Raw genomic sequence first — 15,555 nt, forward strand, 5'->3', positions numbered from 1 at the left:
AATTATTTTAATATAGATTCCACGGAATTCAAAGATGTTTATTAATGATTAAAATAGGTCCAAGGGGGATAGGTCTGTTGTCCACCTTATTTTTTCAAATTATTTCAAAGCAACCAGAAAAATTGGGACATGCCTGTCCCTTTGGACCTACGGAAGCGAATGGGAACGCTACAGAAACCAATTTGACCGGACCAATACCAGAGATCACTTCAAAGAATACAAAAGAGAAGTTTAATCCTCTACCATTCGAGCAAATAATTGATTATTTGAATGCCAAAACCCAATCCAATTACAAAGCTAAATCGAAAAAACTCAGGAATTGATAATCGCCAGTTGGAGTGAAGGCTTTACATTGGAGGACTAAAAGAAGGTAATCGACTTAAAAACAGAGGAATGGCTGTATGGTCTGTATTGGAACAAATTCTTGCGACCACAAACCTTATTCGAACCCAAGTTTGAAGCCTACGTAAATCAAAAATCTCCCAACAAATTGTGTCAGGAAGAGGAGTTTAAATCTTAATGACTAACTTGAAGACGTTATATCGATTTTCTACAGCTAATGATAAAATAGACAAAAATATTATGCAAAGGAAGTGCCAGGCACTACTTGTGGACAATGTACCTAATTTGTCCATGGATGGTGCCTGGCACCAACTTTACATCTGAAAATGATGGTTATAGACACCGTGTAAAGGGAGTAGACCAGCAGGCCCAAGGTAATAAATAAAAAAAGTAATCGGCATTTTTCTCTAAGGAAACATAGTTTTCTTCCTCTTATATTTGTTTACCATGTAAAAAAGATTGCTATAGACCCACTCGGCTTCCCTCTGCTATTATAAATTGGCTATTAAGGGTGGCATATTAATTTATGGAGGAAACAAAATATCAAGATCTTAAACGCGGTGAAACGGCGCAAGGATTAGCATTATTTCTTATATAATTTTATCCATATTGAAAGTAGTCATTGGTCTATGGGCAGGGTCTGAAGAAATAAAAGGCAGATGGTCTAAACAATGCAACCGACATTGTTGCTTCTATAGCTGTATTAATAGGATTAAGGTTTGCCCAAAGCCAGCTGATAAAAATCATCCATATGGTCATTGGAAAGCTGAGACTGTCGCTTCTATGGTTGCTTCATTTATAATGGCTGCGGTGGGGATTCAAGTTGTTTATCAGGCGGTTCATAAATCTATTATTGGAGAATATCAATCACCAGATTTGATTTCTGCATGGGTAGGTATTTTCGCTGCAGTTGTCATGTACTTTGTTTATCGTTTTAACAGAAACCTGGCTAGAGAAATCAAAAGTCAATCTGTTATGGCGGCAGCAAAGGACAATTTATCCGATGCATTGGTCAGTATAGGGACTGTAATTAGAATCATTGGCGCTCAGCTGGGACTACCGTGGTTAGACCCAGTGGCTGCAGTAATTGGGTTTAATAATATGTAAGACAGCTTGGGAAATCTTTAGAGATGCATCTCACCATTTAACAGATGGTTTTGATGAAGAAGAGATACTGATTTATAAGGATACGATTATTAATACTAATGGAGTAAGAGGCGTTAAGGATATTAAAGCGCGGTATTATGGTAAAAATCAAGTGGTTGATGTGGTCATATTAGTGCATTCTGAGCTTAGTCTAAAGGAAGCGCACAATATCGCTGTTCATGTTGAACCTCTTGTACGATGATTTTAAATGCTAAGGAATTTCGAATATTGAAGCTTTCTATCATGTAGCAAGGAGTGTTACTTTTGTCGAGTTTTAAAGCTTATAGTTATTTTGTAAAACCTTATTGGAAGTTAGTCATAATCACTATGGTAATTGGAATGATTAAGTTTGCAATTCCTATGACTCTCCCATTTGTAATGAAGTATGTTATTGACCAGATTTTGTTAGGATCTATGCCATTAGAAGATAAGATTACTAGACTTCTTTATGTCATTGCTGTTACTTTTGTTTTATTTGTTGTCATCCGATTACCAATTGAATATTATCGTCAGTATTTTGCTCAATTAATTACAAGCAGAGTCCTTTATGATATGCGTAATAAGCTATATGCACATATTCAAAAGCTATCTCTAAGATTTTATCAGAATCGAAAAGTCGGCGAAGTAATTTCACGAATTATGAATGATGTTGAGCAAACAAAAAACATTGTAGAAACTGGTATGATGAATATTTGGTTGGATATCTTTTCTCTTTCCATTGCACTTTTATTTATGTTTTTTATGGACCCGATTTTAACATTGATTTCAATAGCAGTCTTGCCTTTTTATGGAATGGCAGTTAAAAAACTTTATAAAAGATTAAAGGATTTAACAAAATCGAGATCACAATCTTTAGCAGAAATGCAAGGCTATCTTCATGAACGTGTAAATGGAATCGCTGTAACTAAGAGCTTTACTCTTGAGGAATATGAAGAACAGCAGTTTGATAAAAAGAATAATCAGTTCTTACATAAAGCTTTAAGTTTAACAAGATGGAATGCTCTCACTAATTCAATTATTAATACGTTAACAGATATCTCTCCTTTACTTGTTATTGGATTCGGAGGATATATGGTTTTGAAAGGGAGTATAACCATAGGAGCGTTTGTGGCATTCTTTGCTTACTTAGACAGGATTTACAGTCCACTTCGAAGACTTGTAAATTCATCCACCATTCTTACGCAGGCTACGGCATCTTTTGATCGAGTGATGGAATTGTGGGAAGAACCATTTGACATTATGGATAAACCAAATGCCAGAGACATTAGCCAATTTCAGGGTGAAATTCGTTTTAATGATGTTTGGTTTAAATATGATGAACAGTCAAATTGGGCATTAAAGAACATTCATTTATCCATATCCCGAGGTGAAACAATCGCTTTAGTGGGGATGAGTGGCGGTGGAAAGTCATCTTTAGTAAGCTTAATCTCTCGCTTTTATGATATACAGAAGGGTTCCATTATGATTGATGGGACAGATATAAGAGATATGAAAATAAAGGGCCTAAGGAAAAACGTTGGGATGGTGTTACAAGACAACATCTTATTTAGTGGTACTATTCGAGATAACATTCTCTTGGGAAATCCTGAGTGTACTAATGAGGAAATTGTTTTAGCGGCAAAGGCTGCGAATGCACATGATTTTATTACTCAATTACCAAACGGGTATGATACGGAGATTGGTGAAAAGGGAGTTAAGCTTTCAGGAGGACAGAAGCAACGGGTTGCTATTGCTCGTGTATTTCTAAAAAGTCCACGTATTTTAATTCTAGATGAGGCTACTTCTGCTTTAGACTTAGAATCAGAACACTTAATCCAGGAAGCATTGGAAGAATTGAAAAAAGACAGGACGACCATTATTGTGGCTCATCGGCTTTCAACAATTACCTCAGCTGACCAAATTGTTTTATTAAAAGATGGAGAAATCAAGGAAAAAGGTACACATGAGCAGTTAATGGATCTGGCTGGATATTATGCAAGCTTATATAATATTCAAAATTTAAATGAAGGTAAAAAAGAACTAGCAAGCTATTAGAAAGCATTCCTTTTTAAAGCAACAATAATAATTCCAAACGAAAGAAGGAATTAAGATGCAAGTTTCAAGTAAGGCAAAAAGAGTATTTCATATTGCATTACCAGCCATAGGTGAGTCCTATTTACAAAGTTTACTAGGAGTAGTAGATTCTATCTTTATCGCTCAGTTAGGATTACTTGCAATTAACGCGGTTGGGGTAACTAATATCTATAGTATGACATATGTTGGGGTTTTTACAGCATTATCCGCGACCCTATCCGTCTTTTTATCAAGAGCTTTTGGAGCAAAGGATATAGGAAGAAGTAAATCAGTTATTTTTCATGGACAATTAATATCTGTCATTATTGGAGTCCTTTTTGGTGCTGTTTCCGTCATATTTGCTGAACCTTTGTTGGACTTAGTTGGTGCTAATACAGAATTAAAATCCGAAGCCATTGATTACTTTAAAGTGATTCTAGGATTAACGCCCTTTGTAGCCCTCTTTACTGCTCAATCAGCATCTTTTCGTGCGATAGGTGATACCAAAACTCCATTGCGTGTAGGATTGGAAATGAATATTATCCATGTTATTCTTGATTATGTATTGATATTTGGCATCGGATCCTTTAATGGAATGGGATTAACCGGTGCAGCAATTGCCATGATCCTGGCAAGGGTGTACGGTTTTCTAAGGTTGTTTTTAAAAGCCCAAAGAATTTCATCTATATCATTAGAACTTAGAGTTTTTAAGCTTAATGGAAAACTAGCAGGTAGTATGGCTAAATTTGCTATACCCGCCACTCTAGAGAGATTATCAATGAGATTAGGGCAAGTGGTTTATTTTGGGTTAATTGTCCGAATGGGAACAGAAGCATACGCGGCACACAATATTGCTGGCACATTAACCACTTTTGCATACACAATTGGCGGTGGTTTTGCGATAGCAGCAAGTACATTAATAGGCCAAGCTATCGGAGAAAAGAACCTAGAGGATATTAAGGAATATCGCAAGTGGAGTTATATTCAGTCGGCTTTATCCATGACACTAGTAACTTTCATACTAGCCTTTTCAAGTCCTTGGATAGGAAAACTATTTACTACTGATGTGACGGTAATTCATTTGTTAACGATAGTATTGTTTATTGATTTAATTTCGCAGCCTTTTCTAGCTTCCGTATTGGTCGATACCTCTGCGGTTCAAGCTGGTGGAAATAGTACATTCCCCATGATTGTGACGATTATTGGAATCTGGATCATTCGCACCTTGGGTGTTTATATTTTTGCATGGAAGTTAGGCTACGGATTGCCAGCAGTTTGGATTTCTATAGCGGCGGATAATGCCTTAAGGGCAGGTCTTTTCATTTGGTATCGAAGAAAAAGAGATGTCATAAAAGATCTAGGTTGATTTACGAGTAACTCCTTTTTTAGTGGAAGAAATAAGATGGTAATTAAAAGTTCAAAATAAAATCCCCCCTGAATCACAAATGATTCAGGGGGGATTTTATGCAAAACGGAATTCCTTTCTTAGTAGATTTTTCACTGTTTCATTTCCTGTTAACTCTAATCTTATTGAATCTACATCACCACTTACAAATAGTGAGAAATTAATAAATAGAAAACATCGATTTTCGTAAGAAATCCATTTAGTCATTTTCAATAATAACGAGAATTCATTGGGATAAATAATCGCATAACCATTATTCATTTCTTCAATTGTCAGATTCTTGGTCTATTCCTTTCGAAGTACATCATAACGACTTCTATCTACTGAATTGAAGGTACCAATATAAGTCAATGACCTCGCTTTATGGTTTCTTGAATTTCCACCTCGGTTTTTCCTTTTGCGCGTAATTCATTTTTTAGTTCCAGAATGACCTTCATATATCCACCATTTTGTTCATAAATAATGAGGCAGGTTTCTATAAATTCTCGTAAATATTGCTGGGTAGCCCAGGATTCGGCTTCAAAGTAGCGGTCTACCCATGAAATGGTTCTATTAAGGGGGGAGAAGTTTCTCGGTGCGGTTAGATTATGGCATAATCTTTCTACCACATTCATGGCAGACTCATCGACCACAGTAAGTTTCCGTTGTTGTTGACGGAGGATTCTGTTTAGCATTAGTCTTTTTCTGTATTCAATATAGGTCTCTAAAGGCATAACTGCATTCTCCCTCGCTTCTAAATGTCATAGTGAAGCTCAATCCATTCTGGAAATCCCAATTCATATAAACGACAGGATCGTTTCACTTTTCTTAAAAAATAGGGCCATTCCGCCTTTTTGAAGGCTGCTTTTCGATTTTTCCATTTATCATAGAACTGAATCTCTTGTTGCAATTGCTCCTTTGTAAAAGAACCAGGGAAATGGTTTAGCTTACAGACATAGCAAAAGAACCAACCGTCTTGATAAGAGGGTGTTTCGGAAACGATAAGGAGTTCTTGGCATTTTCCATCACAGAAATGTCCATGATCCGTTTGGAGTTCACTCAGGCTATCATGAAATCTCATGTTCAATTCAAATAAGACCGAATCAAGCATCCTTTTCGTTTTGAAATAAAAGCTCAGTTTATCTGGTGAGTACACATGCTTCTTTAATTTCAAATTCAAATCATGTGCTCTAATCAGACGTAGATGTTTCGAAAGTTGATGCCAATCAGCCACTCTGTCATCGAATGCCTGATCATCCAACTCAAAAGACAAATAAAAAAGGACCTTACGTTTAGGTCTCCATTGCAAAATCACTTTCTGTAAGTCTATAAATTTCAATAAATAGAGATAAATCTCCCTGGAAAAAACACCGTCATCCCCCTCACTTCGATAATAATCCCCATAACTATCGAAGACTTCATCTATGGTATCAAGCATTTCGTCAATTTTTAACATAAGCCTTTTACCTGCATAGGTGACCAAGTCGTTTTCCCAATTCTCAACCCAATCAATATAATTACTTCGGATGGATTCATAATCATCGATATAAGGATGACCATCATCACCACAGCTGTCGTTCTCTTCAAAATACGCCTCATAACAATCATCATCGCAAAAAACATCACCGTGTTGGTTTATTCGATACTGGTAATCTACTTTAGAACGGCAATTTATACACTTCATTTTGAACTCCTCCTTCATAGGTAACATACATATGGTATTTCCTTTTTTCTACGAAGTGTGTAATAGTCATTTTTAGATCTCATAGTGGCGAGGGCTTCTGATTTACTCCCCCGCCATTTGGGATGATCATTATTACTATACATAGGCTTAAAAATATCTGTGACGGACGTGTGTGGACATTACACCTTAGGGAAAACAACCAACTCTCCCTTATACTTATCTAAATGCATCAGAAGCCGTTCCACTAGATCGTAAGGTTGCGCCGGCAGGTTCATGTAAAAGATATCCTCATATTTTTCTAAAAAATTCACAATATCTGCGTCATAGAATCGACCATTTTCTGTTAGCAGTAAATAACATTTTAATAAACCGATCTCTTCATACACACAGTTCTCAATTAATTCTTCATCGATTTCCTCCAAATAGGTATGAGCATAATAAAGTAGATAATCATTTTCTTTATTAGACTTCAACAATCTCACAATCCCAAAGCCCATCGATATCGCCATATGATAGTCGAGTGGGCTTTTTAATCTATAAAAATGAGGGGCTGGATATTCTGGAAAAGGTGTCCGGCACAAATTTGTGGGATTTATCCCAGTACCTTTTTCAATCTCCGTGGATATAAGCTCGATAGGGGAACCTCCACCTCTAAGAGCGGAAAGTAGTTTACTAGAGTCAAAGTTATAATAATGATCAATCGTGCGAACCTCATCATTCTGAAAATCCCAAACAAAAAAGGAGATGACCTCAAAGTCAACTCCCTCCTTCATTGTACCTACTGGAATAACCTCTTTAATAAAATTCTTTAATTTATTCGTTTTCATCATTGGCCACCTCATTGAAATTGTATATTGAGTCAATTGTTTACTCGTATATTACTATACATAGTACTTTGGAAAACACACATTATTATAAATAAGAGCCAGAGGGACGGTTCTCCCGGCTCTTTTTTCTTAGATGACTCCAACAAACAACAAATTGATAAAGAGATATGAAATTAAGGAATCTTACGTAAAACCTCAGCTTTTAATCATCTTCCCGTTTTTTTTTTGAATTTCCCTTTCTACTTTTTTCCTTAGGTCATACCTGGCCGCTTTTCCAGCTTGAACCAGTTTAACAATAAAGTGCTTGATGGGTGCGAATAAAGCCAAAAAGAACCAAAAGAACCAAAAGAACCAAAAGAACCAAAAGAACCAAAAAACCAAAAGAACCAAAAGAACCAAAAAACCAAAAGAACCAAAAGAACCAAAAGAACGGTGCCCCTGGCTTCCCAATCTAGGAAAACGTATAGAAAAACTATGTAGAGAAAATAAGTCGTTATAACCCATCTACAAATAAACAGGTATATATTTTTTGAAAAAACTTACTATACACAAATATCAATTGATCTCCACAAACGTCAGTATTACAATATGAATAACAAATTGGAAATCAATGGTGATTATATGGAGAATTTTATTAGAAACCTCGAGGCTTCCCTACATAAAGGATTTATTGATCAAAATTCTAGTAAATCTGGGAGCTATAAACCAAAATTATTAATAAATAACGCAAAGAAAAGTGAAAATGTTCTAAATACATTGTTAGAGGAGCTTAATAATTGTAAGTCTTTTCTCTTTTCTGTTGCCTTTATTACAGAAAGTGGATTAGCAACACTAAAGTCAGTCTTCTTGGATCTTAAACAAAAAGGAATTCATGGACGGATTCTAACCTCCACTTTCCTTAGTTTTAATCAACCAAAGGTATTTAGGGAGTTACTCAAGATTAGTAATGTTGAAGTAAGATTGACTGATATAGAAGGATTTCATTCAAAGGGATACATATTTAACAATGATAATTATTATTCTTTAATAGTTGGTAGCTCGAACCTTACCGCCCATGCCCTTAAGGTTAATTACGAGTGGAATGTAAAATTGACCTCACATGAGAATGGTGAAATCGTTCATCATTTTAAAAATCAATTTGAAGAAGTATGGGAAGGTTCAAGACTATTATCTGAAGAATGGATTGAAGAATACGAAAAGACTTACGTTGAGAATGTAAGTAATAAGGTATTAGAACAGGTAATAGAACACCCAACACAATACAATACAAATTCGATTGAAGAAGCGCTTAAAATTGTTCCAAATAAAATGCAACAAGCTGCGTTAGAGCAAATTCAAGTTGTTCGTAATGCTGGTAACGAAAAAGGCTTGGTTATCTCTGCAACGGGAACTGGTAAAACATACTTATCAGCCTTTGACGTAAGACGATATGCTCCGAAAAGAATGCTGTTTATTGTCCACCGGGAGCAAATATTGAATAAAGCAAAGTCTGACTTTATTAGAATACTTGGTGGAAATGAATCGGAGTTTGGTATTTTAACAGGTACTAATAAGCAAAAGGATGCAAAGTATTTATTTGCTTCCATCTTTACGATTGCAAAAGATAACTACTTACATGAATATGACCCTGAAGAATTTGATTATATTTTAATAGATGAGGTTCATAAAGCAGGTGCAAAAACGTATCAAAAAGTTATTAATTACTTTAAGCCTAAGTTTTTAATGGGTATGACCGCCACACCAGAACGTACAGATGATTTTAACATATACGAACTATTTAATTACAATATTGCCTATGAAATTCGATTACAAGAGGCATTGGAAGAAGATATGCTTTGTCCCTTCCATTATTTTGGAGTAACGGATTTTGAATATGATGGAGAATTAATAGAAGACACTACTATTTTATCTAAGTTAGTAAACGAAGAACGTGTTAACCATATAATTGATAAAATCAATTATTATGGGTATTCAGGTAAAGAGGTAAAAGGGCTAATTTTCTGTAGTAGAAAAGAGGAAGCAAGGGAGTTATCGCAAAAGCTGAATGAAAAAGGTTTTCGTACGGTTGCTTTAACTGGTGAAGATTCACAGGAGGAAAGAGCACGTAGAGTGACTCAGCTTGAGAACGGAATCTTAGATTATATTATTACTGTAGAAATTTTTAATGAGGGTATTGATATTCCTTGTATTAATCAAGTGGTAATGCTAAGACAAACACAATCAAGTATTATCTTTATTCAGCAGCTTGGAAGGGGACTTAGAAAGCACGAGTCCAAAAATTACGTAACAATAATTGATTTCATCGGAAACTACAAAAATAATTACCTAATTCCAGTTGCACTTTCTGGAGACAAGTCGCAAAACAAGGACAGTATTCGCAGGCATACAAAAGATACAAGCTATATTAAGGGTGTATCAACCGTTAACTTTGAAGAGATAGCAAAAAAGCAAATTTTTAAGGCTATTAACAATAGTAATTTAACCGCCTTGAAAACTTTAAAAGAAGCTTATGTAGAGTTGAAAAATAGAATTGGAAGATCTCCATTAATGTTTGACTTTATATTAAACCATTCCATTGATCCTGTTGTTTTTGTGGAAGAACATAATAATTATAATCTATTCCTAAAAAGGATTAAGGAAGAAGTTCCAACCTTAAGTGAATATGAAAATAGTGTATTAACGATGTTTTCATTGGAAGTATTAAATGGAAAACGTAAACATGAAATTGTCCTTTTAGATTTATTGTTAAACCGGGAAGGAGTGACCTTTCAAGAGTACTTGGATCAACTTGTAAAAGCAAATTGTAGTATAGATGAAGGTACAATCGCCTCGGTTAAAAGAATTTTTGACTTGTCATTTTTTACACAACAAAATAAAAATAAGTATGGTCATGAACCAATCGTACTATTTAATGAAGATGGAAAAATTACATTTAATGCCTTAATTAGAGAAAGTCTTACTCATAATAACAATTTTTACACATTGTTAATAGATATTCTTCGTTGTGCAGAGGAAAAGTCAAAACGATATATTTGTCAACGGCCTTTAACTTTATATGAAAAATACTCAAGAAAAGATGCATGTAAACTTTTAAATTGGAATAGTGATGAAAGCTCCACTGTATATGGCTATAAAACCAAACATCAAACCTGTCCGATTTTTGTTACCTATCATAAAAAAGAAGGTGTTGAGTCAAGCACCAATTATTCAGAAGAGTTCTTAAGCCAAGATGTTCTAAGATGGTCTACAAGAAGTAATAGAACTTTGAAATCTGAAGAAGTTAAAAAGATAATAAATGCACAAGAAAATAACATTGACCTTCATGTGTTTGTGAAAAAGGATGACGATGAAGGAACAGATTTTTACTATTTAGGTAAAGCAGTTCCGGACAAAAACAATATTAGTCAGAATGTCATGAATGACAAAAACGGTAAAGAACTTCCAGTGGTTCACATGAACTTAGTGATGGAGCAGCCTGTTGATTCTACATTGTATCGATATATCCAGGATGAAAAAGCATGATTAAAACCTACTAGTTTCTAACAGAATGAAAAAAGTCTTCTCAAATCGAGAAGGCTTTTTCCCTATGTATTGATAGCACAGCTGCAAAGATATCAATAGATGCTTTTTCAATTTTATTGTTTTCATATTAGTCATCTCATCATTTCTATAATCCCCCTTAATAGAAAGGAGTTTTGGATTTAAGTTAATGTTTCTTCAACAATTGGGCCAGATTGAGGCATAGAATCTGTTGATTTCATAGTTTAATTTATCACGATTTACAGGTTATTAAAAATAATTGGTATTTATGTTAATATATAGGAAATAAATCCTAACTAAAAATAATTATTTTAATAGATTGAAATACATAAAAATAAATTAAGAAATGGCTTGAAAGAGGATAAAAGATGATTGATATAAAAAGGAAAAATCAATCTTATTATTTTATTAATAAAGAAATAATAATTGTAAATCCAAAAAATCTCCTAAACATGGTGATTGTTAGATATGTAGATTCAATTAGAGAATTCATTGTTGATAAAAATTTCATTAAAGAAGAACCATTAAACGAGCATTTTATATCTATTTCAGATTTAACAGGGAGAGAAAGAAATGATTCTTGATTTTTTAGATTCTTCATTGGATGGACATAGCTGGGAGAAACTAAGTGTTTCTTGTTATAGTATGCGGTATCAAAGCGAACATTTTCAAGAAGTTCCCGCCCAACATAAAGGAGACGGTGGAATTGAGGGCTTTACACGCTCAGGTGTTGTAATACAGTGTTATTGCCCAGAAGATAGTAACTACTCAAATGATGATCTTTATTCCCATCAAAGAACAAAGGTTACAAATGATATAGAAAAATTTATTGACGCAAAAAATGCAGAAGTGCTAAAAAGTATGGGTTTACCTTGCATAAAAGAATGGCATTTTGTTGTCCCTGAATACAAAGATAAGAGAATAATTCAACACATTGCAAAAAAGACGAAACTTGTAAGGGAAACTAGAGAGAGAAACAAAGAATTTTATGATTATATTTCGGAAGACTTTGTAATAATAATAAAAACAGCGGAAGATTTTAGACTAGAACTTACGAGAATCTTGAGAACAAATTTAACAGATACAAAACTTAGTTTTGCTATTTTGCAAGATAGATATCTTGATTGGTCAGGCTGTTCTACCGAGAAGGTGGAAAATGTTAGAAGGAAGTTAATTGCTATAAATCCTGACTTTTGCACAGATAGTGAAAGCTTAAATACACTATTGGATATCTATATGTCCGCTTATATTTCCGGAATTGAATTGATGGAGCGTTTAGGAGAAGGATTTCCAGATATAAGAAAGGATATTTTAGATTTGGCTAATCAATATAAGAGACACGTTTCATCAAGAACACTAATGAATAGAGATAAGTCTTTAAATGCAAAAATTTTTGACGAAATATCAGATGATTTCGAAATTAAACTGAGAAAAGAATTTAAACATATTAGTACCGCTTCTATAATGTCTTTAAAAATGGATTTAGTTGCAGGATGGCTTGCTGATTGTTCAATGGAATTTAAAGGGGAAATAGTTAATGGATAAAGATTACATATTGACTGATTTTATAGTTTTTAATTCAAAGCCAGATGCTGTTCCTTATCATTATAGGCTGAGTTATAAAATAGCTCTGGCCTGTTTAATTTTCGGATTATCATGTGGCAGAAGCGGTTGTTCACTCTCTAAATTGCATATGATTATTGTTTGTATGTATTCAGAAAAAGAAATGGTTAATTTGTTGAATTTTGTTAATGAAACGAACAATAACTACATCGTTTTGAGATACGATCCAACAGTAAACAAAACTGTTGATTTTATGCTAGCTGAGAAGATAATTTTTCAACAAGCTAATGGATTATTCCGTTTAACAAAATCCGGCATTAAATTCTTTGAAAATATCATGAAGGATCAAAATCTTTTAGTGAATGAAAAAAAATTCTTAAGAGATTTATCTAGCAAGTTAACTGAAAAGTTAATAAATAGGATAAAAAGTTCATTATTGGGGTGAAAATTTATGATAAAAATTAGAAGATTGAGAGTTGAAATACATACTAAGCTCAGTATCCTCGGATTTGATGAATCCTTTGATGATCAAATGAATATTATTTGCAGTGATAAGAATACTAGTGGAAAAAGTTCAATAATCTCTAGTATATATTATGCTTTAGGATTAGAAGAGATAATAGGTGGTAGGGGTTATAACGTTTTAAGTTCAGCTTTTAAAACCAAAATTGAAAGCGAAGAGGGAGAGTTAAATGTTCTTGAATCTAAAGTATACCTAGAAGTAACTAATGGAACAAAAGATATTACTATACTAAGAGCAGCTAAAATGAAGGATAGGGAAAGCAATTTAATGACTATCTTTCATTCGAAAATGGACAAAATAAATGAAATTAATACTCTTATAGAGGATATGTATGTACACTCTCAAAATTCCGCTACAAGTAGAAAGGGATTTTTCACTTTTCTGGAATCGTTTTTAGGTATGGAATTACCAAGTGTTCCAGGGACTGATGATAGAGAAAAAAAGTTATATTTACAATTAATTTTTTCCAGTATGTTAATTGAACAAAAACGAGGTTGGGCAGATTTATTCTCAGGGATGCCCCATTTTGGAATCAGAGAGCCTAAGAAAAGGGTCATAGAGTATTTATTAAATATGGATACATTAACAAATGAAAAATTGAAGCATCATTTAAAAATTAAAGAGAACAAAATTATTGAAATGTGGAAGCAATTATATAAGGAAACTACTGAAACTTTAAGGGAAGTGAATCTTAACTTAAGGGGAGTTAATGAAAACGTTGAGATACTACATGAACCTGAAAGATCTATAAATATTGTATATAATTCAAATGGGAATTTATTCTCGCTCGATCAATTTATAAAATATAAGAAATTTGAATATGGAAATTTAATCAAATTAAAACCTAAAAATATAAACAACTTTCAGGAATTAAAGGCTGAATTGAGAAATATAGAGGAAGATATAATTAACTATGAAACTAAACTTAAAGATACCAGATTCGTTTTAAATAATGAAAATAATAGTATAGATAGGTTAAAACACAGTTTAGAGTTAATTCAAACTGATATAGTTAACAATCAAGATGCTAAAAAATTACGAAATTTAGGATCAAAAGAGGGATTTAATTCATATAAAGATATTTGTCCAACATGTAATCAACCAATATCTGATACCTTATTAGTTAGCCAAAATAAAGCGGATGTTATGAGTATTGATGATAATATTAATCATTTAAAATCACAAGAGAAAGTATTTGAACATGCTATCGAGCAAAAAAGACAAATTGTTAAAAAATTAAATAAGGATATTTCAGAAATAGAAAAAGTAGTTACCAATCTATATCGTCTAGCTAAAGTTACTAGAAACGACATTTTTGCAATCGATGGTACGATTTCGGAAAGTGACATATATAAGAAAATTGAATTAACAAAGATAATAGAGCGTTTGGAAATTATAGAGGTTGAAAATATTATTAATAATTTCAAGAAATTATCGGATGAGTGGAAGCTATATCTCTCCGATTTAGAAAAACTACCTAAAAATAAGTTTACAGAACTTGATGAGAAAAAATTAAAGTCTTTAAGAGATCACTTTGTATCAAATCTAAAAACATTTGGGTATAGAAGTTCTTCTGATATCGATAAAGTAATGATTTCAAGAGATTCCTATATGCCTACAATAGAAAATTTTGATTTGAAATTTGATTCATCTGCTAGTGACCATATTAGAAGAATATGGGCATTTACAATAGCTCTAGCACAGACAGCGAACGAACTAAACGGAAACCATCCAGGAATTCTAATATTTGATGAACCAGGTCAGCACAGTATTGTGGTAGAAGATATGGAGGCGTTTTTTGATTGTTTAAGGAGCATAGCAGTAAAAAACCAAGTATTAGTTGGAATAACAATTAAGGAAAGTGATACAAGGGAGTTAATTATAAAAAAAATAGAAGAAGGTTCTAAAGGTATTATTATTAAAGATAGAGCATTTAAAAAATTTGAGTAGTATAGGTCTCAGTACAACTTTATCGGTTCTTAATTTTTATTTATTTTCACTTCAGGTGCTGTTTCTTTTTAAATAACAATCTTTAGCAATCAGGCGCGATTGTTGAATAGTAAAACCAAAATAGTCTTCTACACGGAGAAGACTATTTTTCTTGTATTAATAGTTCCACAGCTGGGATATCCGCTGGTGCCCAAACAAGGGAGGCTAGGTTTTCTCTCTTTAACCAGATTAATTTAGAGTGTTCAGTTGGAAGTGGAGTTCCTCCAATGATTTTGCATTTTATCGCGATTAGGTTAATGATGAACGTTTCATATTCATGTACGATGTCGTTATGCAATTCTTTTGTTTCAATCTCGCAATGTAGCTCTTCTTCAATTTCTCTTTTTAAAGCTGTGAAGATGTCTTCATTAGGTTCCACTTTCCCACCTGGGAATTCCCACATATTAGGGATAGCCATATGTGGCGATCTTAGGGCACAAAGTATTTCATTTTGATCGTTTTCTATGATGGCTGCTACAACTTTTACTGTTTTTTTCATTCTTAG

At 33.5% G+C, this 15,555-nt stretch carries 16 protein-coding genes; 11 read left to right on the plus strand and 5 right to left on the minus strand.

What is annotated here, in order from left to right; translation table 11 throughout:
* Positions 1 to 77 precede the first annotated feature (77 nt).
* The 6 genes from LRP83_RS02615 (at position 78) to LRP83_RS02640 (ending at position 4,906) form a co-directional block, all read left to right on the plus strand.
* A complete protein-coding gene (locus LRP83_RS02615; protein WP_230495121.1) occupies positions 78 to 323 on the plus strand; it encodes a hypothetical protein in 246 nt (81 codons plus the stop codon).
* Between the two features lie 50 nt (positions 324 to 373).
* Complete coding sequence (locus LRP83_RS02620) at positions 374 to 520, plus strand: conserved phage C-terminal domain-containing protein (RefSeq protein WP_435531322.1); 147 nt, start codon at positions 374 to 376, stop codon at positions 518 to 520.
* A 431-nt stretch (positions 521 to 951) separates the two neighbouring features.
* Entirely contained in the window at positions 952 to 1,449 is a 498-nt protein-coding gene (locus tag LRP83_RS02625; RefSeq protein ID WP_230495122.1) for a cation diffusion facilitator family transporter, read from the plus strand.
* The gene (locus LRP83_RS02630; RefSeq protein WP_230495123.1) at positions 1,430 to 1,690 is read left to right on the plus strand and encodes a cation transporter dimerization domain-containing protein; all 261 of its coding nucleotides are present in this window, start codon (positions 1,430 to 1,432) and stop codon (positions 1,688 to 1,690) included. The genes LRP83_RS02625 and LRP83_RS02630 overlap by 20 nt, the downstream gene beginning before the upstream one ends.
* A gap of 62 nt (positions 1,691 to 1,752) precedes the next feature.
* Positions 1,753 to 3,522, plus strand: coding sequence for an ABC transporter ATP-binding protein (locus LRP83_RS02635; RefSeq protein ID WP_290369482.1), 1,770 nt, complete (start codon positions 1,753 to 1,755; stop codon positions 3,520 to 3,522).
* A 55-nt stretch (positions 3,523 to 3,577) separates the two neighbouring features.
* The gene (locus LRP83_RS02640) at positions 3,578 to 4,906 is read left to right on the plus strand and encodes an MATE family efflux transporter (RefSeq protein WP_230495124.1); all 1,329 of its coding nucleotides are present in this window, start codon (positions 3,578 to 3,580) and stop codon (positions 4,904 to 4,906) included.
* 96 nt (positions 4,907 to 5,002) lie between these two features.
* Here LRP83_RS02640 and LRP83_RS02645 read toward each other — a convergent pair whose 3' ends face one another.
* From LRP83_RS02645 to LRP83_RS02660, 4 genes are all read right to left on the minus strand, one after another.
* Complete coding sequence (locus LRP83_RS02645; RefSeq protein WP_230495125.1) at positions 5,003 to 5,206, minus strand: hypothetical protein; 204 nt, start codon at positions 5,204 to 5,206, stop codon at positions 5,003 to 5,005.
* Between the two features lie 86 nt (positions 5,207 to 5,292).
* The gene (locus LRP83_RS02650) at positions 5,293 to 5,658 is read right to left on the minus strand and encodes a hypothetical protein (protein ID WP_230495126.1); all 366 of its coding nucleotides are present in this window, start codon (positions 5,656 to 5,658) and stop codon (positions 5,293 to 5,295) included.
* A 20-nt stretch (positions 5,659 to 5,678) separates the two neighbouring features.
* The gene (locus tag LRP83_RS02655; protein WP_230495127.1) at positions 5,679 to 6,608 is read right to left on the minus strand and encodes a hypothetical protein; all 930 of its coding nucleotides are present in this window, start codon (positions 6,606 to 6,608) and stop codon (positions 5,679 to 5,681) included.
* 179 nt (positions 6,609 to 6,787) lie between these two features.
* On the minus strand, positions 6,788 to 7,438 hold the full coding sequence (locus tag LRP83_RS02660) for a hypothetical protein (protein ID WP_230495128.1): 651 nt from the start codon (positions 7,436 to 7,438) through the stop codon (positions 6,788 to 6,790).
* Between the two features lie 618 nt (positions 7,439 to 8,056).
* On the opposite strand from LRP83_RS02660, the gene LRP83_RS02665 reads away from it, so the two are divergent.
* The 5 genes from LRP83_RS02665 (at position 8,057) to LRP83_RS02685 (ending at position 15,011) form a co-directional block, all read left to right on the plus strand.
* The gene (locus tag LRP83_RS02665) at positions 8,057 to 10,957 is read left to right on the plus strand and encodes a DEAD/DEAH box helicase (RefSeq protein ID WP_230495324.1); all 2,901 of its coding nucleotides are present in this window, start codon (positions 8,057 to 8,059) and stop codon (positions 10,955 to 10,957) included.
* A gap of 386 nt (positions 10,958 to 11,343) precedes the next feature.
* Positions 11,344 to 11,559 (plus strand): hypothetical protein, encoded by a 216-nt coding sequence (locus LRP83_RS02670; RefSeq protein ID WP_230495129.1) that lies wholly within the window; start codon positions 11,344 to 11,346, stop codon positions 11,557 to 11,559.
* Positions 11,549 to 12,520 carry a hypothetical protein gene (locus tag LRP83_RS02675; protein WP_230495130.1) on the plus strand — a complete coding sequence of 324 codons (972 nt, stop codon included), beginning with the start codon at positions 11,549 to 11,551 and terminating at the stop codon, positions 12,518 to 12,520. The genes LRP83_RS02670 and LRP83_RS02675 overlap by 11 nt, the downstream gene beginning before the upstream one ends.
* Positions 12,513 to 12,983: a hypothetical protein gene (locus LRP83_RS02680; RefSeq protein WP_230495131.1), complete on the plus strand. Its 471-nt coding sequence runs from the start codon at positions 12,513 to 12,515 to the stop codon at positions 12,981 to 12,983. The genes LRP83_RS02675 and LRP83_RS02680 overlap by 8 nt, the downstream gene beginning before the upstream one ends.
* A gap of 6 nt (positions 12,984 to 12,989) precedes the next feature.
* Positions 12,990 to 15,011, plus strand: a complete 2,022-nt coding sequence (locus LRP83_RS02685) for a hypothetical protein (RefSeq protein ID WP_230495132.1) — start codon at positions 12,990 to 12,992, stop codon at positions 15,009 to 15,011.
* 142 nt (positions 15,012 to 15,153) lie between these two features.
* Here LRP83_RS02685 and LRP83_RS02690 read toward each other — a convergent pair whose 3' ends face one another.
* Positions 15,154 to 15,549 (minus strand): (deoxy)nucleoside triphosphate pyrophosphohydrolase, encoded by a 396-nt coding sequence (locus LRP83_RS02690; protein ID WP_230495133.1) that lies wholly within the window; start codon positions 15,547 to 15,549, stop codon positions 15,154 to 15,156.
* Positions 15,550 to 15,555: the final 6 nt, after the last annotated feature.

The organism is Pseudoneobacillus rhizosphaerae (genome assembly GCF_917563885.1).
GTDB lineage: Bacteria > Bacillota > Bacilli > Bacillales > Cytobacillaceae > Pseudoneobacillus > Pseudoneobacillus rhizosphaerae.